Source organism: Pseudomonas fluorescens (assembly GCF_005938625.1).
Lineage (GTDB): Bacteria > Pseudomonadota > Gammaproteobacteria > Pseudomonadales > Pseudomonadaceae > Aquipseudomonas > Aquipseudomonas fluorescens_BD.
The window spans coordinates 113,625-137,032 of record NZ_VCNJ01000013.1; the positions used below are offsets into that span (position 1 = coordinate 113,625).

The following is a 23,408-nucleotide window of genomic DNA, read 5'->3' on the forward strand; positions in this document are numbered from 1 at the left end:
CAGGCTCGCTCCCACAGAGGATCGCGTTCCAAATGTGGGAGCGAGCCTGCTCGCGAAAGCGTCTTCGAAGACGCTGCATGACTTCGTCCAGACTCAGCGCTTGTTCAACCCCCGCGCCAACCGATCCCCACCCAACTGAATTACCGCCACCAACGCCACCAGCAGCACAATCACCGTCAGCATGATCTGGCTGTCAAACCGCTGATAGCCGTAGCGATAAGCGATGTCGCCCAACCCGCCAGCGCCAATGGCTCCAGCCATGGCCGACGAGTTGATCATCGTCACCAGCGTGATGGTGAAACCACCGACAATTCCGGGCAGCGCTTCTGGCAACAGCACATGCCAGACGATGTGCCAGCGTCGGCAACCCATCGCTTGCGCGGCCTCGATCAGACCATGATCAACCTCACGCAGACTCACTTCGGCAATCCGCGCAAAGAACGGTGTTGCCGCAATCGTCAGCGGCACAACCGCAGCCCAGACACCGTAGGTGGTGCCGACAATCAACCGGGTAAACGGAATCAGCGCGACCATCAGAATCAGAAACGGGATCGATCGAAACAGGTTAACGAAGGCACCCAACGCACGGTTCAACACCGGTGCTTCGTAGATCCCACCCTTGTCGCTGGTGACCAGAATCACCGCCATGGGAATCCCCACCAGCAACGCGATCAGCGACGACACGCCGACCATCAGGAACGTGTCGATAAAACCCTGCAACAAGCGATCAAACCACATAACCCAACACCTCCACTCGTTGCGCCCATTGCGCGGCGCGCTCGCGCAATTGCTCGGCGCTGAACGATGAGCCGCTGACGGCCAACAGCAGTTGCCCCAGCGCATGCCCCTGAATCCGTTCGACGCCGCCCTGCAGCAGCTTCACCCGGCCACCGAGGGCTGTAAAAAGTGCCGCCAGATCCGGTTCATCGCTGGCGCTGCCGGTGAACTGCAAGCGCAACACCACTGCGGCGTTGGAGGAGGGCGGCTGCGTCTGCAAACGGCTCTGCAATTCTTCTGGCAGCGCGTGTTGCAGCGGCGCGAGCAAGGTCTGGCTGACCTCGTGCTGCGGATTGCCGAACACTTCCCACACTGGGCCTTGTTCGACGATGCAGCCGTGCTCCAGCACGACGACGCGGTCGCAGATTTCGCGGATCACGGCCATCTCGTGAGTGATCAGGACGATGGTCAGGCCCAGGCGTTTGTTGATCTCGCGCAGCAGGCCGAGGATCGACTGCGTGGTCTCCGGGTCGAGCGCCGAAGTGGCCTCGTCGCAGAGCAAAATATCCGGGTCATGCACCAGCGCACGGGCGATGCCCACACGCTGTTTCTGCCCACCGGAAAGCTGCGCCGGATAAGCCTTGTGCTTTTCTTGCAGGCCAACCAGTTCGAGCAGTTCGCGCACCTTTTTTTCTCGTTGCTCTTTCGGCACGCCCGCGACTTTCAGCGGCAGTTCGACGTTCTGCCAAACGGTCTTGGCCGACATCAGATTGAAGTGCTGAAAGATCATGCCGATGCGCCGGCGCAGGGCGACAAGACGGTCTTCATCGAACTCGCCGATGTCGACCTGATCGATCAGCACTCGCCCCGAGGTCGGTTGTTCCAGGCGATTGATCGTACGGATCAGCGATGACTTGCCGGCGCCGCTGCGGCCGATGATGCCGAACACTTCGCCGCGCTGAATCGCCAGATCGATGCCCTGCAACGCCGCGACCGGGCCTTGCCGGCCGTTGTAGGTTTTACCCAGGCCGATGAAACGTACGTGGGCGCGATTTAACTCGGGGTGCAGCTCGGTTTTTTCAGCATTGTGGGGCTCTGGAATCTCCAGTCGCCGTTGGATCGCGGCCGTCATGCTCAGCTTTCCCAACCGGCTTGATACAGCTTGCCGTGGGCTTTATCCAGCGCCGCGCGAACGACCGGCGAATGCTGGTAGATGTCGACGAACTTGATCAGGCGCGGATCGGTTTTGCTCTTCGGCTGGATGACGAACTGAATCACGTATTCCTTGTGGTCGAGACCGTCGAACAGCAGCGCCGAACCGGCATCGAAAGTCTTCGCTAAACGAATGTAGGCCGGGTAGCCCTGCACCAGATCGGCGTCGTCATAAGCGCGCACCAGTTGCACCGCTTCGACTTGCAGGATTTTGATTTTCTTCGGGTTGGCGACGATGTCGTCTTCGGTGGCTTTGTAGCCGACGCCCGGTTTCAGGGTGATCAAACCGGCCTTGGCCAGCAGCTGCAAACCGCGACCGCTATTGATCGGATCGTTGGCGATGGCGACGCTGGCGCCTTCTGGCAGCTCATCGAAGCTTTTGTATTTTTTCGAGTAGAGACCGACGTTGTTGATGATCCCCGGGGCGAATGGCACCAGGTCAAAACCGGCGGCGGCTTTAGCGTTTTCCAGGAACGGGATGTGCTGGAAGTAGTTCACATCGATGTCGCCGGCGGCGAGGCTGACGTTCGGTGCGATCCAGTCGGTAAATTCCACCAGTTCGACTTTCAGGCCTTGTTTGGAGGCTTCTTCTACAGCGGCTTCCAGCGGGATGGCGAAGGCTGCGGTGGTGCCGATTTTCAGCGGAGCGTCGGCGGCGAAAACGGCCGAGCTGAACAGGCCGAGGGCCAGGGCCAGTGCTTTGACTGGGTGGGACAGGCGTTTCTTGGTCATGATGGTTTTTCCAGTCAGTGCATTAATTTTGTGGTGTCGGGTACAGATCGTTCCCACGCTCTGCGTGGGAATGCCTCTATGGACGCTCTGCGTCCGCTGTTGGGACGCGGAGCGTCCCGGGCTGCATTCCCACGCAGAGCGTGGGAACGATCTGTACAAAGAGTTATTGGCGATAGTGGGAGCCGGTGTGTTGCTCGGGTAGCTGCGCCTCTCCGTGAAACAGCTTCTCGCGCAAGCTGCCGTTGTCGTACGCGGTCTTGTACGACCCGCGCCGCTGCAACTCGGGAATCACCAGCTCAATGAAATCGACGTAACTTTCCGGCGTAACAATCCGGGTCAGGTTGAAACCATCGAGGCCGGTTTCGGCGATCCAAGATTCCAGCTCATCCGCGACCTGCTCAGGCGAGCCGACCACGGTGATGTAGCGGCCACCGAGGGCGTGCTGATCGAGCAATTTGCGCCGGGTCCAGTCGTTGTTCTGCAGGTTTTTGGTGGCCGACTGAATCGCGTTGCTCTTCACGTACTGGATCGGTTCATCGATCTCGTATTGGGAAAAGTCGATGCCGGTGGAGGCCGAGAAGTGCGCTACACCGGCCTCGGCGCTGGCGTAACTCAGGTACTCGGCGTGTTTGGCCCATGCCGCCTCTTCGGTCGCGCCGACGATCACATTCAGGCCCATGAACACCTTGATGTCCTCAGGATTACGCCCCGCTTCAACAGCGCTGGCGCGGACCTTGTCGACCTGAACTTTGGTCGACGGTTTGTTCTGACCGCTGATGAATACGCACTCGGCGTGACGCCCGGCAAACAACAAACCGCGATCGGAACTGCCCGCCTGGAACAGCACTGGCGTGCGCTGTGGCGACGGTTCGCAGAGGTGATAACCCTCGACCTGATAGAACTCGCCCTTGTGCTCGACCTTGTGCACTTTCTCCGGGTTGGCGTAGATCCGTTGCTCGCGGTCGTTGAGCACCGCGCCGTTTTCCCAGCTGCCTTCCCAGAGTTTGTAGAGCACTTCCAGGTACTCGTCGGCCTGATCGTAGCGACGGTCATGTTCGACCTGTTCGCTGAGGCCCATGGCTTTCGCGGCGCTGTCGAGATAACCGGTGACGATGTTCCAGCCAACACGACCACGGCTCAAATGATCGAGCGTCGACATGCGTCGGGCGAACAGATACGGCGGCTCATAAGTGAGATTTGCGGTCAGACCGAAACCGAGATTTTTGGTCACGGCAGCCATGGCTGAAACCAGCAGCAGCGGATCGTTGACCGGCAGCTGGATCGACTCTTTCAGCGGCACGTCGACCGAGTTCTGGTAGACGTCGTACACACCGACGATGTCGGCGATGAACAAGCCGTCGAACAGCCCGCGCTCCAGCAATTGCGCCAGTTCGGTCCAGTATTCGATTGTGTTGTAGCGCGTCGAGGTGTCACGCGGATGCGTCCACAGGCCATGGTTGATGTGTCCGATGCAGTTCATGTTGAACGCGTTGAGCAGGATCTTCTTTTTCGCCGCGCTCATCAGATCGTTCCTCGCAACGGAGGGTTTTTATCGTTGAGGTAGTAGTTGCCCACCGCGTGATATTTCCAGCGCACCGGGTCGTGCAGGGTGTGCACGCGGGCGTTGCGCCAGTGGCGGTCGAGGCCGTGTTCGATCAGGGTTGCCTGACTTCCGGCCAGTTCGAACAGGGTGCTGCCGGCGGCCAAAGAGATTTCAGTGCTGATCGCCCGTGCTTCGGCGACGGCAATCGAGGCCGCCGCAACCGTGTCAGCGTTGGTTTCAGCCTGCGCGGCATCAAGGAATTCGCCAGCACGTTCAAGCAAGGCTTCGGTCGCGTGCAGGCGAATGCTCAAGTGGCCGAAGCTTTTAAGCGTCAGCGGGTCTTCGGTGGCTTTGTCGTTGCCGGAATCGATCCATGGGCGGGTCTTGCTGCGCACGAAGTGCAGCGCGTCTTCGTAAGCGGCGCGGGCGATGCCGGTGTCGATGGCGGCGTGAAGGATTTGTGCCAACGGGCCGACCGTGGTTGGGCGTTCGAAAGCGCTTTGAAACGGCAGCACGTCTTCGGCGGCAACGAATACATCTTCGAATACCACCGAACCGCTACCGGTGGTGCGCTGGCCAAAGCCGCTCCAGTCGTCGATCACCGTCAGGCCTTTGCTGTCACGCGGGACGAAAGCCAATTGCTGTACGCCGTTTTCATCCACCACAGAAGTCGGAATGCGCTGAGCGTAAATCGCCCCGGTCGCGTAGAACTTGCGACCGTTGATGCGATAACCGTCACCTTCGGGCTTGAGGCTGGTGACGCGGTCGTGGGCCGTTTTGGTGCCCAGTTCTGCCAAGGCATTGCCGAAGCGTTGGCCGGCGAGAACCTCGGCGTACAGCCGTTGTTTTTGTGCGTGGCTGCCGTTCACCCGCAGCACTTCCAGTGCGTAAAAATGGTTCTGCGGAATCTGTCCGAGCGAGCCGTCAGCCTGAGCGATCAGGGCAATGACTTGGGCCAGAGTTACGTTGGATACGCCAGCGCCGCCGTATTCCTTGGGCACGCTGATGCCCCATAGACCGGAGCGGGAAAATACATCGAGTTCCGGCAGTGGCAAGCGACGTTCACGGTCGCGCAGGGCGCTGTCGCGTTTGAAGTCTTCGGCCAGGTCGCTGGCGACGATCAGGGCTTGCTCATCGCTGGTGATGACCGCGACGTGATGGGAAAAAGTCATAGGTTTCTCCAGATGTCTGGTCGTCAGATCCAGGAATGGCGAGCCGGTAGAGTGCCGTTGAGGCGATAGGCGCCGACCGCGTGATATTTCCAGCGCACCGGGTCGTGCAGCGTGTGCACGCGGGCGTTGCGCCAGTGGCGGTCGAGGTTGAATTCGGCGAGGGTCGCGCGGCTGCCGGCCAGTTCGAAAAGCTTTTCGCTGGCGAGTAGAGAAATCTCGGTGGTCAGCACCTTCGCTTCGGCCACGGCAATCGAGGCGCGTGCGGCAGAGTCGGCAGTGAGCGGCGCGGCGTGCACTTGATCCAGGACTTTGCCAGCCTTGCGCAACAGCGCTTCGGCGGCGTGCAGCTCGATTTTCAGTTTGCCGATGTCGGCGATCACGTAGAGGTCATCGCTGGCTCGTTCGACCTTGGCGTCGATCCATGGCCGCGCGCGGGTTTTGACGAACTCGATGGCGTCGTCGATGGCGCCACGGGCGATGCCGGCGTCGATGGCCGCTTGAATCAGCTGCGACACCGCGCCTTGGGTGTTCGGGGTTTCGTTGATCTTCCAATTGTCGACCACCAGGCTCGACTCGACGCGCACGTTGTTCAGCAGAATCGTGCCGCTGGCGGTGGTGCGCTGACCGAAGCCTGACCAGTCATCAACGATGCGCAGCCCCGGCGTGCCGCGACGGACGAAGGCCAGTACTTGCTTGCCGTCATCGTTGAGCGCCTTGACCGCGACCCAGTGCGCAAACAGCGCGCCGGTGGAATAGAACTTCTGGCCGTTGATCACGTAGTCGTCGCCGTCGGCGGTGATCCGCGCTTTCAACTCCAAGGTGTTTTTAGTGCCGCGTTCCGGGCCGGCATTGCCGATGCGCCAGCCTTCCAGAACACTTTGGAACAGCTGCTTTTTCTGCTCCTCGGTGGCGCTGCCGAGCACCAGGTTGATGATGCCGAACTGGTTCTGCGGGATCTGCCCCAGCGCCGGATCGGCGGCGGAAATGATCGCGAACACCTCGGCCAAAGTGACAAAGGAAACCTGCGGGCCACCGTATTCACGCGGGATGGCGATGCTGCCTAATCCGCTGCGGGTGAACTGTTCGATTTCCGACCACGGCAGCTTGCGCTGACGGTCACGTTTGGCGGCCTGCACGCGGGCGACTTGCGCCAGTTCATGGGCGGCCTTGATGGCTTGAGCGTCGTTGCGCAAAACCTGCGCGGGCAACAACAACGGGGCGATGTCCAGATCCGACTGGACGTTTGCGTCTGCCAGACTGGACATCAGTGCCGCTCCTTGGCTGCACGCAATGCCCTGGCGATCTGCACTGGGGTGATTGTGTTCCGGACCATACTACCTACCTCACATCTCATGAAAAACGCCGCAAAGTGCGGCGAATGAAAGAATGTCCGGTGGTCCGGTTCATATACCCTAAGCGTGTATAAATATTAAATAAACTAACTTTTAGGAATATGTATAGAAGGGGTGATGGTCGGGTTGGTTAAGAGTTTCAAGTGAGGGGGCCCACCCCCCTTCACCAGCAAGGCGCATCAGGCCCTGCGCGATTCGGCTGCCTTGAGTTCCTGCCTCAGAGGGACTTTCAGATAAGGATTTACACAACCGATCTTCAAGGTACGTGGCGGCGCCCAGCGTGAGTTGTTACCGACCCGATCAAGGATGCAATACGTGACGTCCAGGCGCAGATCCTCGCCGGCTTCGACAATCACCGAAGGAGGCACCCAGACCTGAATCGGTGACCCGATATCCGCTGCGGTGATCGGCGCCAGATCCATGCGTACATCGCCCCAGCGCAAGGTGATGGCGTCGTCCTCGGCCATGTTCAGGTACGGCTCGATGGTCAGCGGCACACCGCGTTTGATCTGGTTCGCATTCACACCTTGGCGGCGAATGGGGTCGGGGATGGTCACGGGGGCCAACTGCTGGTTTTCGTCGTCGCTGAGCGCTGAAGGTTGTCCGCCCGGGCAGTCCAGTTTGACCTGCACTCGCGTCGCCGCCGACAACGCCGGACCCTGACCGATCTGCATCACCCGATAGTGAATGCGTGCGGTGCCATTGGCGATGAAGCTCTCTGGCACGCGCAGGCTGATGGCCGTGCCGACGTCTTCTGCCGTCAGTAACCTGGAGGCGACATAGCATTTGTTCCAGAACAGCTCGATGAGGTCTCCGTTATCCATATCGGGGTAAGGCGACACCTCGACCAGCAAATGGGCGGCGGCGGTCAGGTTGATGCCGTTTTTTTGCGCTGGCGCCAGGATCGGCGCTGCCAGTTCGGGGGTATGCGAAGTGCGGGTCATCGATTTCTCTCCTTGAAGCCTTGCAGCGAAGTCCGTTTCTGGAAGAACAAAAGGCGTGAATAACTGGCAATAAAACTTTGAACTTTTATTCAAGTTGAATACGGGTTGATTGAACTAAGTGGTGCCAGTTGTCGACTAGATAAGAGTGTGCGGGATGGGGTGTCAATAGACGATATTAGTTAATCCGCGAATTACGAATTAATCAGAAGTTTCCTACGCTGTCGTGGTCATCTGCCTAGGTGTTCAGGCGAAATGAGCCACGGAACTCAGGGCTTTTTGGCGGGTTTTTCGCATGTTTATTCAAGCGCTGTCATGTCGGGTGGGGCGCGATTGAGGCGGGCATTATCTGTTGCAGAACATATATCTGTACCGCTTCGGATATGTTTTGTCTGGATAGTGTGTTGATGAGGTGGGGGTGTGATAACGGTAACTTCCATCCATGGAAGTTGCCGGTATGGCAATAAAAGTTCTCAGACGTGATTCAAGAACTTGCTGAGAAACTGTTGAGTACGTTGTTCTTTCGGGTTGGCAAACAACGCTTTCGCTTCGCCTTGCTCGACGATCACGCCTTTGTCGAAAAACACCACGCGGTTGGCCACGTCACGGGCAAAACCCATTTCATGGGTGACGATGACCATGGTGCGCTTCTCTTCGGCGAGACCACGAATGGTCGCCAGCACTTCGCCGACCAGTTCCGGGTCGAGGGCCGAGGTCGGTTCGTCGAACAGGATCACTTCCGGCTCCATCGCCAGCGCTCTGGCTATCGCCACGCGCTGTTGCTGACCACCAGAGAGACGACGCGGATAAGCATCTTCCTTACCGGCGAGTCCGACCTTGGCCAGCAGCTTCTTGCCCAGAGCAACCGCCTCTTCGCGCGGTATCTTCTTGACCACGATCGGGCCTTCGATGACGTTTTCCAGTGCGGTGCGATGGGGGAACAGGTTGAAGTTCTGAAACACGAAGCCAACGTGCTGGCGCAGGTTGCGCACCAGACCTTGTTGCTGGTTCAGCGGGCGGCTGGTATCGATTTCGATATCGCCGACCTTGATCCGGCCGCTGGTGGGTTGTTCAAGGAAATTCAGGCAACGCAGGAACGTCGTTTTGCCTGAGCCGCTGGGGCCGATGATTGCAACGACCTCGCCTTCCTTGACCTCTAGATCGATGCCGTTGAGCACGACTTGACCCTTGAATTGCTTGGTCAGTTTTTCCACGACAATCATCGGGTCAGGACTCCTGGTCATGCCGATTGACCCGCTCTTCCAACTTGTTCTGGAAGTGCGAAAGCACCGTGGCCAGAATCCAGTAGATCAGCGCGGCGGCAAGATACATGGTGAAGACTTCAAAAGTCCGGGCGGTAATCAACTGCGCCTGACGGAACAGTTCCGGCACCTGAATGGTGGCGGCCAGTGCCGTGTCCTTGACCAGCGAAATGAAACTGTTGCCCAGCGGCGGCAATGCCGTGCGCATGGCTTGCGGCAGGATGGCCCGGCGCAGGGTCTGCGCGCGGGTCATGCCGATGCTCGCAGCGGCTTCCCACTGGCCACGCTCGATCGAACCGATCGCGGCGCGCAGGATTTCACAGGCGTACGCGGCCATGTTCAGCGAGAAGCCGATCAGTGCCGCTGGCAGCGGATCAAGCTCGATTCCCAGTTGCGGGAAGCCGTAATAGATCACGAACAGCTGCACCAGTAACGGCGTACCGCGAAAGAACGACACGTAGACGCGCGCCAGCCAGCTCACCGATTTGAAGCGCGACAGGCGCATCAATGCCAGGCCGAAGCCCAGCAACAGGCCGAAGAACATCCCGCCGAGGCTGAGGACTACCGTGAAGTACGCGCCCTTGAGCAGAAAGGGCGCGGAGTCCACCAACAGCTGTGTGGTTTCGGCGATTTGCTGGCTCAATTGCGGGAAATCCAGTCCGAAACCGAATTGAAATCCAGCCTCCATTATTTAGTGACGTCAGCGTTGAAGTATTTCGTCGACAGCTTCTCAAGAGTGCCGTCGGCGCGCAGTTCGTCGAGGGCTTTGTTCACGGCTGCCAGCAGTTCAGGTTCGCCTTTGCGCAGGGCAACACCGGCTTCCTGACGCGAGAATGCTTCACCGGCAGCGACGGTTTTTGGCGCTTTCTTAGCGTACTCGAGTGCGGCCAGACGGTCGATCAGGATGGCATCGGTGCGACCGTTGTTCAGGTCGGCGAACTTGGTCGGATCATCATCGTAGGTGCGCACGTCAGCGCCCGGCACGTTGGCGCGAACCCATTGTTCGTAGTTGGTGCCCAAGCCTACACCGACTTTTTTGCCGGACAGGTCATTGGCGGTCTTGATGTTCAGTGCCGCTTCTTTGCTCTTCAGCACCAGCGCCTGAATACCGGAAACGGTGTACGGCTCGGAGAAGTCATACTTCTTCTTGCGCTCGTCGGAGATGGTCACCTGGTTGACTACAACGTCCAGGCGCTTGGATTCCAGCGCGGCGAGGATGCCGTCCCACTTGGTCGGCTGAATCTTGGCTTTGACACCGAGTTTTTGCGCCAGCGCTTCAGAGAGTTCAACTTCGAAACCGGACAGTTTGCCGTCGGCATCAACGAAGCTGAACGGTGGGTAAGTGCCTTCCAGGCCGACGTTGAGAACGCCTTTGTCCTTGATCTGTTGCAGCTGCTCACCGGCTACTGCCTGGCCGATCAGACCGGCGCTCAGCGCCAGGCCCAGCGAACCCACCAGCAGATTGCGACGTAGTGCGGAAAAATTCATGACGAGCCCCTGTGTTTTCTTATGGAAGACGCTTAAGGAAAGTTGGCGAATTTATGATTTCGACGACAGCGCTATCCTGCCTTAAACCAGCTTATGCGTCTCTCGCGAAATTCGCCTGCGGCGAGACTATAAGATGTCTTCGTTAGACTTGAAAATACTTAATAATTGAAATGTTATTCTTAATTGGAATATGAGGATCGTTCCCACGCAGAGCGTGGGAACGATCTCGTTACAGGAAATCCTTGTAAGCAAACAACGCCGGCGCGCCTCCGGTGTGCAGGAAAATAATCGGGCCTTCGTTGAAGCGCTGACGGCCAATGCCGTCGAGCAAGCCCGCCATTGCCTTGCCGGTGTATACCGGATCGAGCAACACCGCTTCCTGACTCGCCAGCAATTTCACCGCCGCCAACGTCCCGGCATTCGGCTCGCCATAACGCGGGCCAAAGTATTCGTCCCACAACTCGACCTTGAAACTGGCCGGCAGTTCGACGCCAAGCAGATCTGCCGTGCGTTCCGCCAGGCCCTGTACCTTCGGCCGCTGATCTTCTTCACTGCGCGAAACCGTCACGCCGATCACCGGCAATTGTGGCAGCACTTCAGCCAGGGCCAAGCCCAGACCACTGTGAGTTCCGGCGCTGCCGGAGGCTAGAACCACAGCGGCGAAATCCACACCGGTGTCCTTGATCTGCTCAGCCAGTTCCAGGCCGGCGCGCACGTAGCCCAGCGCACCGAGCGCATTCGAACCACCGATCGGCACCAGATACGGCTTCTTGCCGTTGCTGCGCAGTCGTACGGCGAGGGCGGCGAGTTGTTCGTCGGCGTTGTCGAGGTTGTCGACCAGCTCGACCTTGGTGTCGAACAGATCCAGCAGCAAGCGATTGCCGTTGCCGGTGTAATTGATGTCATCGGTGCCCAGTGGATTTTCCAGCAGCGCCACGCAGCCCAGGCCCAGTTTGGCGGCCAGTGCGGCGGTCTGACGAACGTGGTTCGATTGCAACGCACCGGCGGTGATCAGCGTGTCGGCGCCTTGCGCCAAGGCGTCGGCGGCGAGGTATTCAAGTTTGCGCAATTTGTTGCCGCCCATGGCCAGTGGCGTCAGGTCATCGCGCTTGATATACACCTCGCGACCGAGCCATGCGGAAAGGCGTTCGAGTTTTTCCAGTGGCGTCGGGTGGCCAAGCAGGTCGAGGCGGTTAAAGCGATCCAGCTGTTGTTTGATCGGTTGTTTAAACATGAGTCCGTACTGGCGGAGAAAGATGAAAGGACTATAGGCACGCGCTTTTGCAGGGGCAACCGCCAATCGCTTATAGCTAAATCGACTGAGCCCAGCACTATCGGTTCTTAATTCGCTCTCCTGACCTTGCCGTAAAGTAGTCGCCGTTGACGCGGCCAGACAGTCCGGCCGCCCGTGAGGAGTCTTTACCGTGAGCGAGCGTTCCAGCCATTGGCAATTGCAGACCATCGTTAGTCAACTGCGCAGCGCGCGGGATCAGTGGCGGGCACAGAACGGCCGGGCGTCCGGCGAGCAGGGTGGTCGCGAGTTGCCATCGCGGGCTGCGATGGCGGAGATTCTCGAAGCACTGTGTGGGGCGTTGTTCCCGATGCGTTTGGGGCCGGTGGATCTGCGCGAAGAGAGTGAAGATTTCTACGTCGGCCACACCCTCGATGTGGCGCTAAATGCGTTATTGGCGCAGACCCGCCTGGAACTGCGTTACGTCGCCCGTCATAGCGCGCAGGCTGATACCGAAGTCGAGGCCCGTGCGATTCAGATTATTCAGGACTTTGCCCTGGCCTTGCCGGGCTTGCGCACGCTGCTCGACACCGATGTGCTGGCCGCTTATCACGGTGATCCAGCCGCGCGCAGTGTCGATGAAGTTCTGCTGTGCTACCCGGGAATTCTGGCGGTGATTCACCATCGTCTCGCCCACCATTTGTATCGTGCCGGGCTGCCGCTGCTGGCGCGGATCAGCGCGGAAATCGCCCATTCGGCGACCGGCATCGATATCCATCCGGGTGCGCAGATTGGCCGCAGCTTCTTTATCGATCACGGCACGGGTGTGGTGATTGGCGAGACCGCGATCATTGGCGAGCGCGTGCGGATTTATCAAGCGGTGACGTTGGGCGCCAAACGCTTCCCGGCAGATGAAGACGGTCAGTTGCAGAAGGGCCATCCGCGCCATCCGATCGTGGAAGATGATGTGGTGATTTACGCCGGGGCGACGATTCTCGGACGGATTACCATTGGCAAGGGTTCGACCATTGGCGGCAACGTGTGGCTGACGCGCAGCGTACCGGCGGGATGCAATCTGACCCAGGCCAACCTGCAGCACGATGACGGCACGCAAAAGTAAGACCCCATGTAGGAGCTGCCGAAGGCTGCGATCTTTTGATCTACAAAAACAAGATCAAAAGATCGCAGCCTTCGGCAGCTCCTACAGGTATGGGCATAAGGCCATGTTGCTGTTGAACGAATTCCTCCAAACCCGCGTCATACACCTCCTTGGGCTACTGTAGGAAAACTACCGCCCAGCCCTGCGATTAGTCCTTACCACCCTATCCATGTTTAACTTGAACGTTCATTCAAGTTAAACCGGTGGTTCGCTGCCCGCTCACAACAGGAGGCTTGCCTTTGCTGAGTCCGATCATTTCAGCCACGTTTCAACCCCTCGAGGTGCACGTTTCATGAGTGCATCGTCCACCCCCGCCAGCGGTCTGGTACGCATGAACCCGCCGGTGTTCTACTTCGCCGCGACGGTCATTCTGCTGTTTGGTCTCGTTGTTATCGCCATGCCTGAGCAGGCCGGCGCCTGGCTGCTGGAAGCGCAAAACTGGGCGGCCAATACGGTCGGCTGGTACTACATGCTCGCGATGACCCTGTATCTGGTCTTCGTGGTGGTCACCGCCTTATCCGGCTACGGCAAGATAAAACTCGGTGCCGACCACGACGAGCCCGAATTCAGTTACCTGTCCTGGGCCGGCATGCTGTTCGCTGCCGGGATCAGCATCACGCTGTTTTTCTTCTGCGTCTCTGAGCCGCTGACCCACATGCTCCAGCCGCCGCAAGGCGAGGCGGGCACGGCGGATGCGGCGCGTCAGGCGATGCAGATTCTGTTTCTGCACTGGGGCCTGCATGGCTGGGGTGTGTTCGCCTTCGTCGGCATGGCGCTGGCGTATTTCGCCTACCGCCACAACCTGCCACTGGCCCTACGCTCGGCGCTGTATCCGCTGATTGGCAAACGCATCAATGGCCCCATCGGTTACGCGGTGGACGGTTTCGGCATCATCGCCACGGTGTTCGGTCTGGGTGCCGACATGGGTTTTGGGGTGCTGCACCTCAACTCCGGTCTTGACTACCTGTTCGGCATCGCTCACACCCAGTGGATTCAGGTCGGCCTGATCACGCTGATGATGGGCGCGGCGATCATCGTGGCAGTCTCCGGCGTCGATAAAGGCGTGCGGGTGATGTCCGACATCAACATGCTGCTGGCCTGTGCGCTGCTGCTGTTTGTGTTGTTCGCCGGGCCTACCCAGCACCTGCTCAACACCTTGATCCAGAACATCGGCGACTACCTCGGCGCCTTGCCGATGAAGAGTTTCGACCTCTACGCCTACGACAAGCCGAGCGACTGGCTCGGCGGCTGGACGGTGTTCTACTGGGCCTGGTGGATTGCATGGTCGCCGTTCGTGGGCCTGTTCATCGCCCGGATTTCCCGTGGCCGGACCATCCGCGAATTCGTTTTCGGCGTGCTGTTGATTCCGCTCGGTTTCACCCTCGCGTGGATGTCGATCTTCGGCAACAGCGCAATCGATCAGGTACTCAACCACGGCATGAGCGCGCTGGGCATGTCGGCCCTCGACAACCCGTCGATGAGCATTTACCTGCTGCTGGAAACCTACCCATGGAGCAAAACCGTCATCGCCGTGACGGTGTTTATCAGCTTCGTGTTCTTCGTCACCTCAGCCGATTCCGGCACCGTTGTGCTCTCGACCCTGTCGGCCAAGGGCGGTAGCCCGGACGAAGACGGGCCGAAATGGCTGCGGGTGTTCTGGGGCGCGATGACGGCGTTGATCACCAGTGCGCTGCTGTTCTCCGGCAGCATCGATGCGCTGAAGTCAGCGGTAGTGCTGACTTCGTTGCCGTTCTCGCTGATTCTGTTGCTGATGATGTGGGGCCTGCACAAGGCGTTCTACTTGGAGTCGCAGAAACAGATCGCGCAGTTGCATTCGCTGGCACCGGTCTCCGGTTCGCGGCGCGGCACCGGTGGCTGGCGCCAACGCCTGAGTCAGGCTGTGCACTTCCCGTCGCGCGACGAGGTGTACCGTTTCATGGACACCACGGTGCGTCCGGCGATTGAAGAAGTGACGGCGGTGTTCGTCGAGAAAGGTCTGAACGTGGTCACCCAGCCGGATCCGGCGAATGACAGCGTCAGCCTCGAAATCGGCCACGGTGATGCGCATCCGTTCATCTATCAGGTGCAAATGCGCGGCTATTTCACGCCGTCGTTCGCGCGTGGCGGGATGGGCTCGAAGCAGCTCAACAATCGCCGCTACTACCGCGCCGAAGTGCATTTGAGCGAGGGCAGTCAGGACTACGATCTGGTCGGCTACACCAAAGAGCAGATCATCAACGACATCCTCGACCAGTACGAACGCCACATGCAGTTCCTGCATCTGGTGCGTTGATCCGGAGCTGAGCGTCGGGACGTTTTTATGACTCGGCGCTCAGCACCATGAATAACACCATCGCCGCCATCGGCACGCCGAACACCGCACTGCCAATCGCTATTTCCGAACCCAGCGGTTGCTTCGCATGCACCACACCCACCGTGCCATTAATCACCGTCAACGCCAACCACAGGGCGGCGAAGCCGTAGGCCATGGTCTGGCGACTGAAGCCGATGCGCTCGCCGATGTAGAGCATCAGGGCAAGCAGGACCAGGCCGAAGAAAATGATGATGGCGGTGTGCATTGTGGTGCCTGCGGGATGTGCGGTGCCTGATCGGCCGCCATCGCGGGCAAGCCCGCTCCCACAGGTTTCGGGGTTGGACACAAAATTTGTGAACGACGCAGAACCCTGTGGGAGTGGGCTTGCCCGCGATGGGGCCACCTCGGTGTCAGTTAGAGCATAGCCAATCCCGCCCCCGCTACTGCCCGTCCTGCTTCTCTACTGGACACATTTTGCGACTCCTGCACAGAGTTCGGTCGGCGACGTGTTTTGCTTGCTTGCCCGCGCCTGCCATTGATCTCCCCCATACCCGAGCTTTTGCTCAATGAGCTATTGTTTATCCAGGTGTGTATCGTGTGTATAAAGATTGCCTGCGTCCCCTAGAGTAAACAGCTCTAGCGGTCGAACAGGGCAAAGGAAATGCGCAGTCGGGAAATGATCAGGATGATCGAGGACGATGGGTGGTATTTGGTGGCGGTGAAAGGCAGTCACCACCAGTACAAGCATCCATTCAAGCAGGGAAGGGTGACGATCAAACACCCCGACTCCGATCTGCCCAAGGGCACGATCAACAGCATTTTGAAACAGGCGGGCTTGAAATGAGGCCCGTTATTGGAAACGAAGGCCGTTTTAAGGGCCTGTCAGAGGAAGGACTCACTCACATGAAATTCCCGGTCGTTCTGCACAAGGATGCCGACTCAGACTACGGCGTGATCATCCCGGATGTACCGGGCTGCTTCTCTGCGGGCACTACGGTCGCCGAGGCGTTTGAGAATACTCAGGAAGCTTTGGCGCTTCATTATGAAGGCTTGGTCGCCGACGGCGCGCCGTTGCCTCAAGTGCGGGAGATTGATGCTCATCTCGATAACCCGGATTACGCGGGAGGGATCTGGGGTGTGGTCGATTTTGATATCACCCCGTATTTCGGTAAGTCAGTGCGGTTCAATGCCACGCTGCCTGAGCAGTTGCTTGAGCGCATCGACCAAACTGTCCGACGTGACCAACGCTATAGCTCCCGCTCCGGTTTCCTCGCGGCAGCCGCCTTGCGCGAATTGTCGGTTTAGCGAAGTCAGGTGCTTTCGCGTTCGATGACTTGGCACTGCAACAGATTCAATCGTTGCACCTCGTCGCTTGGTAATACACCGAGACTTTCCAAAACGCGCGTTGCGGCCAGTACGCCAATCTCCAGCGCCGGTGGTTTGATGGTGCTCAGGCTGGGCAGGAGCATATCGGCGAAGGGGTAGTCGCCGAAGCCAAGAACGGCGCAGTCTTCGGGGATTTTCAAACCCGCGCGTTGCCCGGCAAGCAAGCCGCCAGCGGCGAGGTTGTCGTTGGCGAAGATGATCGCGTCTGGGCGCGGTGAGACGCTCATCAGGGCGTCCATCGCCTGTTTGCCGGCCTCGAATGGCGCGCGATCGGCGTCGGGGGCGAAGACCCAAGGTTCCAGGCCGGATTCGCGCAAGGTCGCCGCGTAACCGTCGCGGCGTTCCAGTGCGCTGAAGTCGCCCGCAGCGCTGTTCTGGACGAAGGCAATGCGTCGGTAGCCTTTTCCCAGCAGATATCTGGCGGCTGTCACGCCCACCTCGAAATGCGAAAAACCGATCTGCATCGGCTCCCGTTCCGGCTGGTAATCCCACGTCTCGATCACCGGCACATCGGCCTCGGCGATCATCTTTTCCGTGCCCGCACTGTGAAAGTGACTGGTCAGCACCAGTGCCGCCGGCGACCAGCCGAGAAACGCGCGCACCGCATTTTCTTCCTGCTCGGTGCTGAAGTAACTCGACGCCAGCAACAGCTGATAACCATAACGGCTTAGCGTGTCGCTGAAGCCTTGAATGGTGTTGGCGAAGATCGGCCCGGAGATGTTCGGGATCACCATGCCGACGATTTTCCCCCGCGCCGAGGCCAGCCCGCCGGCTACCAGATTCGGTACATAACCCAACTCTGCTACCACCGCCGCAATCCGTTCGCGGCGTTCGGGCGAAACCTGTTCGGGTTGATTGAAATAGCGCGACACGGTAATCGCCGAGACCCCAGCTTCACGTGCCACGGCATTCAGGGTCACGCGTCCGGCGCCACGACGTTTGCGGGGCTTTTCTTCGCTCAAGGCTCGATCCTTCTTAAAAACAAAATCGCATATAAAAGTAATTTTTCAGTATTGGACGCTCTATGTGCAGGTTGCCAATACTGGTGATGTTAGCGCTAACAAAGCGCATTGTCTGCTACTCGCTCGAGCGAATGCCCAAGACATTGATACAGGCGCTGTCGTCGCAGAACGGCAGCGGTTAAGGGCCAATTTCGAGCGGGCAAACATGCACAACATTCCTGGGGCGACACACAAACTGGCGCAATCGATTCGCGCCGCCGGCTGGTTATTCACGGGGTTGGCTGCGCTGCCGTTGCCCAACGCATTCGCTGCCGAGAGCAGCGATCAGGAGCCGACACTCAAATCCGTGACCGTCACTGCCACGCGCCGCGAAGAGTCGCTGCAAAAAGTGCCGGTCGCGGTTTCGGTGATCGACGGCGAACAGCTTGAGCGGGATAACCGCAACGGCGTGGCGAGTATCGTCCAGCAAGTGCCGTCGTTGAACTTCCGCACTGGCGCTTCGAACAAGGACACCTCGTTGTTCGTGCGCGGCGTCGGCACTATTTCCACTTCTCCAGGCGTCGAACCGACCGTGGCGACGGTGATCGATGGCGTGGTCTATGCGCGTCCCGGCCAATCCACTCTCGACTTGCTGGATCTGGAGCGCGTCGAAGTGCTGCGCGGCCCGCAAGGCACGCTGTTCGGCAAGAACGCCTCGGCCGGCGTACTCAACATCACCAGCAAGGCACCGACCACCGAGACCCACGGCTATATCGATCAGTCGTACTACAGCGGCAACGAAAGCCGCACTCGATTCGGCATTGGCGGCAGCCTGATTCCGGACACGTTGAAAGGCTCGATCAGCACGCTGTTCGGCACCTACGACGGCAATGTCGACAACCAACACAACGGTCAGGAGGTCAACGGCTACAACCATCGCGGCGTGCGCGGCAAACTCGAATTCACCCCGAATGACGATGTCACCTTCACCTTGATTGCCGACTACATGCAGTCCCACGACGACGGCCCCAACGGTGTGGTCAGCAAGTCGCTCACCCCGGCCTTCGCCAACGCGCTGAGCCCGGTGAATGCAACTAGCCACAATCGCGATATCAACACCGACACCCACAGTCATGTCGAGGACATCAACAAAGGTCTATCCGGCCAACTTGACTGGCAACTGGGCGATTACACCCTGACCTCGATCACTGCATGGCGTGGTTGGGACAACACCCAATATCAGGACGGCGACCGTCTCGGTACGGTGACCGCAGCGTTTCCCGGCACGGCGGACAAGGGCGATCTGGCCTTCGATCAATACTCGCAAGAGCTGCGCCTGGCCTCGCCGAAGGGCGAGTTTCTCGAATACGTCGGCGGCCTGTTCTACATGCACGGCAAGGACGACGAGACCTATCAGCGCACGCTGACGACGACCACGCGCACCGACCGTGGCGTCGCCAATTACAGCACCACCAGCGACAGCTATGCGGTGTTTGGCGAGAGCACGCTGAACTTCACCTCGGACTTTCGCGGTATCGCCGGCCTGCGCTACACCCACGATGATCTCGAATACGATCACCGCCGCGTCTCGACTTCAGCAACCACCGTCAGCGGTATCCAACCGGCGACCAGCAGCTCCGGCTCTGTCGACGAAGATGGCTGGTCCGGCCGCCTCGGTGTGCAGTACGACTTGAGCGATGCGGTCACCACGTACCTGACCTATTCGCGCGGCTACAAAGGCCCGGCCTATAACGTGTTCTTCAACATGCAGCCGCGCGATACCGAAGCGCTGAAACCGGAGACCTCCAACACCTGGGAAGCGGGGATCAAAGCGACGAGCTGGAACAATCGCCTGACCACCAACCTCGCGGTGTTCCACAGCGATTACGACAACTATCAGGCGAACTTCTTTGACACCGTTGCCGGCCAGGTTGTGACGCGTTTGATCAACGCCGGCAGCGTCAGCACCGAAGGCGTCGAACTCGACTACGCCTTGCAAGCGACCCAGCAGTTGAAGTTGTCCGGTGCACTCGCCTACACCCGCGCGCGCATCGACGAATTCGCCTGCCCGGCGGGCGCGGCGGCGTCATGCAACGTCAACGGCAAACCGCTGCCTTTCAGTCCGGACTGGAAAAGCTACGTGCGCGCCGACTACACCATCCCGCTGGATAACGGTCTGGATATCGAACTGGGCACCGACTACAGCTGGCAGAGCGAAGTGCAGTACGACATCAGCCAGAACGTCGACACCAAGCAAGGCGCCTACGGTCTGTGGAACGCCAGTGTCGCCCTGGCCGATTACAGCAATGGCTGGCGCGTGGCGCTGCTGGGCAAGAACCTCACCGACAAGTCTTATTCGCCATTGCTCGCCAGCGGCGGCAACTACATTTATCGCGCCGTGCCACGGGATGACGAGCGCTACTTCGGCGTGCAACTGCGCAAGGATTTTTAACGATGAGCAGACAGTTGAAACTCGGCGCGTTTCTCATGGCCACCGGGCACCACGTGGCGGCGTGGCGTCATCCGGATGTGCCGGCCAATGCCGGTCTGGATTTCGCCCATTACAAGCGGCTGGCGCAGATTGCCGAGGCAGCGAAGTTGGATGCGTTGTTTGTCGCCGACAGTGTTGCCGCGCCGACCCAGGACATCGCCAGTCGCATGGCGCGCTCCGATCACTTTGAGCCGCTGACATTGCTCTCGGCGCTGAGTGCGGTGACCGAGCACATCGGCCTGATTGCGACGGCGACCACCAGTTACAACGAGCCGTATCACGTGGCGCGCAAATTCGCTTCGCTCGATCACCTGTCGGGTGGCCGCGCGGGGTGGAATCTGGTGACCTCGGACAATGCTGCCGAGGCGCTGAATTTCGGCCGCGATGAGCATATCGGCCACGCCGAACGCTATAGCCGCGCCCGCGAGTTTCATCAGGTGGTCACCGGGCTTTGGGACAGCTGGGAGGACGATGCGTTTGTGCGCGACAAGGCCAGCGGGGCGTATTACGACCCTGCGAAATTGCATGTGCTGGATCACGTCGGTGAACACTTCCGGGTCAAAGGCCCACTGAACGTTGCGCGGTCGCCGCAGGGGCAACCGGTGATTGTCCAGGCCGGCTCCTCGGAAACCGGGCGCGAACTGGCGGCGCAGACCGCTGAAGTGGTGTTCACCGCGCAGACGTCACTGACGAGTGCGCAAGCGTTCTATGCCGATCTCAAGGGGCGTTTGCCCAAGTACGGGCGCAGCGCCGATTCGCTGAAAATCATGCCCGGGGTTTTTGTCGTGGTCGGCGGCACCGAAGCCGAGGCGCAGGAAAAATGTGAAACGTTTCAGCAATTAGTCGAACCCGAGGTTGGCGTCGCCTTGCTTGGGCGTATGCTGGGCAACTTCGATTTGTCGAAGTACCCGCTGGACGGGCCGTTGCCGGATTTACCTCTGACGGAAAGCGGCCAGCAGAGCCGGCAGAAATTGCTGACGGAACTGGCCGGGCGCGAGAAGCTGACCCTCGCCGAACTCGGTCGCAAGATTGCGGGCGGACGCGGGCATTACAGCCTGGTCGGTACGCCGGAGCAGATCGCTGATCGCTTGCAGGAGTGGTTCGAACAAGGCGCGGCGGATGGCTTCAACGTGCTGGTGCCGCACCTGCCGGGCGGGCTCGAAGACTTCGCCAATGGCGTGGTCCCGGAACTGCAACGGCGTGGGTTGTTCAGAACGGAGTATGAGGGCCGGACGTTGCGCCAGAACCTTGGCCTGGCTCGCCCCGGCAACAGATTTGTATAGCACCCTTCGCGAGCAGGCTCGCTCCCACAGGGAAATGCATTCCAAAGGTGGGAGCGAGCTTGCTCGCGAAGCAGTCGACACCCATTTCAAGACAGACAAGAGAGGATTCGATGACATACACCGCTGCCGAAAACCGCTACAACTCTATCCCTTACCGCCGCGTCGGCCGCAGTGGTCTGGTGTTGCCGGCGCTGTCGCTGGGCCTGTGGCACAACTTCGGTGACAGCACGCCGATCGACACCCAGCGCGCGTTGCTGCGCACTGCATTCGATCTGGGCATCAACCACTTCGACCTGGCCAACAACTACGGCCCGCCGTACGGCAGCGCCGAGACTAATTTCGGCCGCTTGCTGCGTGAAGACTTCAAGCAGTACCGCGATGAGCTGATCATCTCCAGCAAGGCCGGTTGGGACATGTGGCCCGGCCCTTACGGTCAGGGCGGTGGCTCGCGCAAATACGTGCTGGCCAGCCTCGACCAGAGCCTGCAACGCCTCGGGCTCGACTATGTGGATATTTTCTATTCGCACCGCTTCGACCCGGACACCCCACTGGAAGAAACCGCCAGCGCCCTCGCCACTGCCGTGCAACAGGGCAAGGCGTTGTACATCGGTATCTCGTCGTATTCCGGGGTGAAAACCCGCGAGATCGCTGCGCTGTTGAAAGAGTGGAAAGTACCGCTGCTGATTCATCAGCCGGCCTACAACTTGCTCAATCGCTGGGTGGAAAAAGATCTGCTCGATACCACTGATGAACTCGGCACGGGCGTGATCGCTTTCACTCCGCTGGCGCAAGGTCTGCTCACCGATAAATACCTCAACGGCGTGCCGGCGGATGCGCGGGTCAACCGTCCGGGCGGTGGCTCGTTGCAGGCCTCGCACTTGTCCGACGCCAACATTGCTCATGTGCGGGCGTTGAATGAAATTGCCAAGCGTCGCGGTCAGAGTCTGGCGCAACTGGCGCTGGCGTGGACGCTGCGGGATCCGCGGGTGACTTCTGCGTTGATTGGTGCGAGCCGGCCGGAACAGATCATCGAGAACGTCGAGGCGTTGAAGAATCTGAGTTTCAGTGCTGAAGAGTTGGCGGAGATTGACCGGTTTGCCCAAGAGGGCGGGATCAATCTTTGGGAGAGGCCTTCGACGGCGGAGTGAGCCTCTCGAAGCTGATCGTTCCCACGCTCCGCGTGGGAATGCATCCACGGACGCTCTGCGTTCGGCTTTAGATGGGACGCAGAGCGTCCCGGGCGGCATTCCCACGCAGAGCGTGGGAATGATCAAGGTAGGAGCTGCCGCAGGCTGCGATCTTTTGATCCTAAAAAAACGGCACATCCCCCAACACCGTCGCCCGCTGCATCACCCGCCGCGCCGGCCGGTAGTCATCCACCGCGTAATGTTGCGTCACGCGGTTGTCCCAGAACGCAATATCGTCCTGCTGCCAGCGCCAGCGAATGGTGAATTCCGGTCGCGTCGCATGGGCGAACAGAAACTTCAGAATCGCTTCGCTCTCGGTTTCCGACAGCTCATTGATCTTCGACGTGAAGCCTTCGTTGACGAACAGCGAGCGCCGCCCACTGACCGGATGCGTGCGAATCACCGGGTGTGACAGCGGTGGATTCTTGCGCCGTGCTTCTTCCCACTGCGCCAATGCTTCTGGCGTGTTGCCGTAGCGTTCCAGCGGAAACGAGCGCGTGAAGTCGTGAGTCGCGGTCAGGCCTTCAAGCAAACCTTTCAGCGGCGCTGACAGCGCTTCATACGCAGCAATCCCGCTGGCCCACAACGTGTCGCCGCCAAACTCCGGCAGCAACTTGGCGCTGAGCACCGCGCCCATCGCCGGCGTCGGCAGGAAGGTCACGTCGGTGTGCCAGATCGCGTTGTCACGCACGTCGGTGACGGCGGTGTCGAGGATCAGCACTTCCGGTTGTTCCGGCACGTTCGGGTAGATCGGGTGAATGTGCAGATCGCCGAAATAGGCGGCGAAACGCGCTTGTTGCGAAGGTTCGATTGGCTGGTTACGGAAGAACAAAACCTGGTATTTGAGCAGTGCCTGCTCGATCGCGTCGCGGTGTTCCAGGCTCAGCGGCTGGCTGATGTCGACGCCGCTGATTTGTGCGCCGAGGGCTGAGCTTAATGGGGTGATGTTGAGGCTGCTCATGGTCTTTCTCTTCAATTCCGGTCATCACCCTATGTA

At 59.5% G+C, this 23,408-nt stretch carries 21 protein-coding genes; 7 read left to right on the plus strand and 14 right to left on the minus strand.

The annotated features are described in order from the left end of the window. Positions 1 to 93: 93 nt before the first annotated feature. The 11 genes from FGA82_RS09645 to FGA82_RS09700 all read right to left on the minus strand — a co-directional run bounded on the left by FGA82_RS09645 (position 94) and on the right by FGA82_RS09700 (position 11,653). Positions 94 to 738, minus strand: coding sequence for a methionine ABC transporter permease (locus FGA82_RS09645; protein WP_034151854.1), 645 nt, complete (start codon positions 736 to 738; stop codon positions 94 to 96). Then, positions 728 to 1,849 carry a methionine ABC transporter ATP-binding protein gene (locus tag FGA82_RS09650; RefSeq protein ID WP_141126913.1) on the minus strand — a complete coding sequence of 374 codons (1,122 nt, stop codon included), beginning with the start codon at positions 1,847 to 1,849 and terminating at the stop codon, positions 728 to 730. The genes FGA82_RS09645 and FGA82_RS09650 overlap by 11 nt, the downstream gene beginning before the upstream one ends. A gap of 2 nt (positions 1,850 to 1,851) precedes the next feature. Next, positions 1,852 to 2,661: a MetQ/NlpA family ABC transporter substrate-binding protein gene (locus tag FGA82_RS09655; protein ID WP_141126914.1), complete on the minus strand. Its 810-nt coding sequence runs from the start codon at positions 2,659 to 2,661 to the stop codon at positions 1,852 to 1,854. 163 nt (positions 2,662 to 2,824) lie between these two features. After that, the gene (locus FGA82_RS09665) at positions 2,825 to 4,183 is read right to left on the minus strand and encodes an LLM class flavin-dependent oxidoreductase (RefSeq protein ID WP_141126915.1); all 1,359 of its coding nucleotides are present in this window, start codon (positions 4,181 to 4,183) and stop codon (positions 2,825 to 2,827) included. Further along, positions 4,183 to 5,376 (minus strand): SfnB family sulfur acquisition oxidoreductase, encoded by a 1,194-nt coding sequence (locus FGA82_RS09670; RefSeq protein WP_141126916.1) that lies wholly within the window; start codon positions 5,374 to 5,376, stop codon positions 4,183 to 4,185. The genes FGA82_RS09665 and FGA82_RS09670 overlap by 1 nt, the downstream gene beginning before the upstream one ends. 23 nt (positions 5,377 to 5,399) lie before the next feature. Continuing rightward, positions 5,400 to 6,641 carry an SfnB family sulfur acquisition oxidoreductase gene (locus tag FGA82_RS09675; protein ID WP_141126917.1) on the minus strand — a complete coding sequence of 414 codons (1,242 nt, stop codon included), beginning with the start codon at positions 6,639 to 6,641 and terminating at the stop codon, positions 5,400 to 5,402. A 266-nt stretch (positions 6,642 to 6,907) separates the two neighbouring features. Then, entirely contained in the window at positions 6,908 to 7,672 is a 765-nt protein-coding gene (locus FGA82_RS09680) for a hypothetical protein (RefSeq protein WP_141126918.1), read from the minus strand. A 470-nt stretch (positions 7,673 to 8,142) separates the two neighbouring features. After that, positions 8,143 to 8,892 (minus strand): L-cystine ABC transporter ATP-binding protein TcyN, encoded by a 750-nt coding sequence (tcyN, locus tag FGA82_RS09685; protein ID WP_141126919.1) that lies wholly within the window; start codon positions 8,890 to 8,892, stop codon positions 8,143 to 8,145. Positions 8,893 to 8,896: 4 nt separating this feature from the next. Further along, positions 8,897 to 9,562: a cystine ABC transporter permease gene (gene tcyL / locus FGA82_RS09690; protein WP_038360743.1), complete on the minus strand. Its 666-nt coding sequence runs from the start codon at positions 9,560 to 9,562 to the stop codon at positions 8,897 to 8,899. Positions 9,563 to 9,618: 56 nt separating this feature from the next. Beyond that, positions 9,619 to 10,419, minus strand: a complete 801-nt coding sequence (gene tcyJ, locus FGA82_RS09695; protein WP_141126920.1) for a cystine ABC transporter substrate-binding protein — start codon at positions 10,417 to 10,419, stop codon at positions 9,619 to 9,621. A gap of 229 nt (positions 10,420 to 10,648) precedes the next feature. Beyond that, the gene (locus FGA82_RS09700) at positions 10,649 to 11,653 is read right to left on the minus strand and encodes a D-cysteine desulfhydrase (RefSeq protein WP_141126921.1); all 1,005 of its coding nucleotides are present in this window, start codon (positions 11,651 to 11,653) and stop codon (positions 10,649 to 10,651) included. Positions 11,654 to 11,843: 190 nt separating this feature from the next. On the opposite strand from FGA82_RS09700, the gene epsC reads away from it, so the two are divergent. Further along, a complete protein-coding gene (gene epsC / locus FGA82_RS09705) occupies positions 11,844 to 12,770 on the plus strand; it encodes a serine O-acetyltransferase EpsC (protein ID WP_141126922.1) in 927 nt (308 codons plus the stop codon). Between the two features lie 370 nt (positions 12,771 to 13,140). Then, the gene (gene betT, locus FGA82_RS09715; RefSeq protein WP_171057266.1) at positions 13,141 to 15,102 is read left to right on the plus strand and encodes a choline transporter BetT; all 1,962 of its coding nucleotides are present in this window, start codon (positions 13,141 to 13,143) and stop codon (positions 15,100 to 15,102) included. 25 nt (positions 15,103 to 15,127) lie between these two features. Here the strand turns inward: betT and FGA82_RS09720 are convergent, their stop codons facing one another. Further along, positions 15,128 to 15,388, minus strand: coding sequence for a hypothetical protein (locus FGA82_RS09720; protein WP_141126923.1), 261 nt, complete (start codon positions 15,386 to 15,388; stop codon positions 15,128 to 15,130). 396 nt (positions 15,389 to 15,784) lie between these two features. Here FGA82_RS09720 and FGA82_RS09725 point away from each other — a divergent pair, with 396 nt between their 5' ends. Beyond that, positions 15,785 to 15,967 (plus strand): type II toxin-antitoxin system HicA family toxin, encoded by a 183-nt coding sequence (locus FGA82_RS09725; protein WP_122597754.1) that lies wholly within the window; start codon positions 15,785 to 15,787, stop codon positions 15,965 to 15,967. Further along, on the plus strand, positions 15,964 to 16,428 hold the full coding sequence (locus FGA82_RS09730; RefSeq protein ID WP_432767139.1) for a type II toxin-antitoxin system HicB family antitoxin: 465 nt from the start codon (positions 15,964 to 15,966) through the stop codon (positions 16,426 to 16,428). The genes FGA82_RS09725 and FGA82_RS09730 overlap by 4 nt, the downstream gene beginning before the upstream one ends. Positions 16,429 to 16,433: 5 nt before the next feature. Here the strand turns inward: FGA82_RS09730 and FGA82_RS09735 are convergent, their stop codons facing one another. Then, on the minus strand, positions 16,434 to 17,471 hold the full coding sequence (locus tag FGA82_RS09735; protein WP_141126925.1) for a LacI family DNA-binding transcriptional regulator: 1,038 nt from the start codon (positions 17,469 to 17,471) through the stop codon (positions 16,434 to 16,436). A gap of 205 nt (positions 17,472 to 17,676) precedes the next feature. Here FGA82_RS09735 and FGA82_RS09740 point away from each other — a divergent pair, with 205 nt between their 5' ends. The 3 genes from FGA82_RS09740 (at position 17,677) to mgrA (ending at position 22,372) form a co-directional block, all read left to right on the plus strand. Next, entirely contained in the window at positions 17,677 to 19,902 is a 2,226-nt protein-coding gene (locus FGA82_RS09740; protein ID WP_141126926.1) for a TonB-dependent receptor, read from the plus strand. A gap of 2 nt (positions 19,903 to 19,904) precedes the next feature. Further along, positions 19,905 to 21,224, plus strand: coding sequence for an LLM class flavin-dependent oxidoreductase (locus FGA82_RS09745; protein WP_141126927.1), 1,320 nt, complete (start codon positions 19,905 to 19,907; stop codon positions 21,222 to 21,224). Positions 21,225 to 21,334: 110 nt separating this feature from the next. Then, positions 21,335 to 22,372: an L-glyceraldehyde 3-phosphate reductase gene (gene mgrA / locus FGA82_RS09750; protein WP_141126928.1), complete on the plus strand. Its 1,038-nt coding sequence runs from the start codon at positions 21,335 to 21,337 to the stop codon at positions 22,370 to 22,372. Between the two features lie 160 nt (positions 22,373 to 22,532). On the opposite strand, the gene tauD is transcribed toward mgrA, so the two are convergent. Further along, positions 22,533 to 23,372 carry a taurine dioxygenase gene (tauD, locus tag FGA82_RS09755; protein ID WP_141126929.1) on the minus strand — a complete coding sequence of 280 codons (840 nt, stop codon included), beginning with the start codon at positions 23,370 to 23,372 and terminating at the stop codon, positions 22,533 to 22,535. Positions 23,373 to 23,408 lie beyond the last annotated feature (36 nt).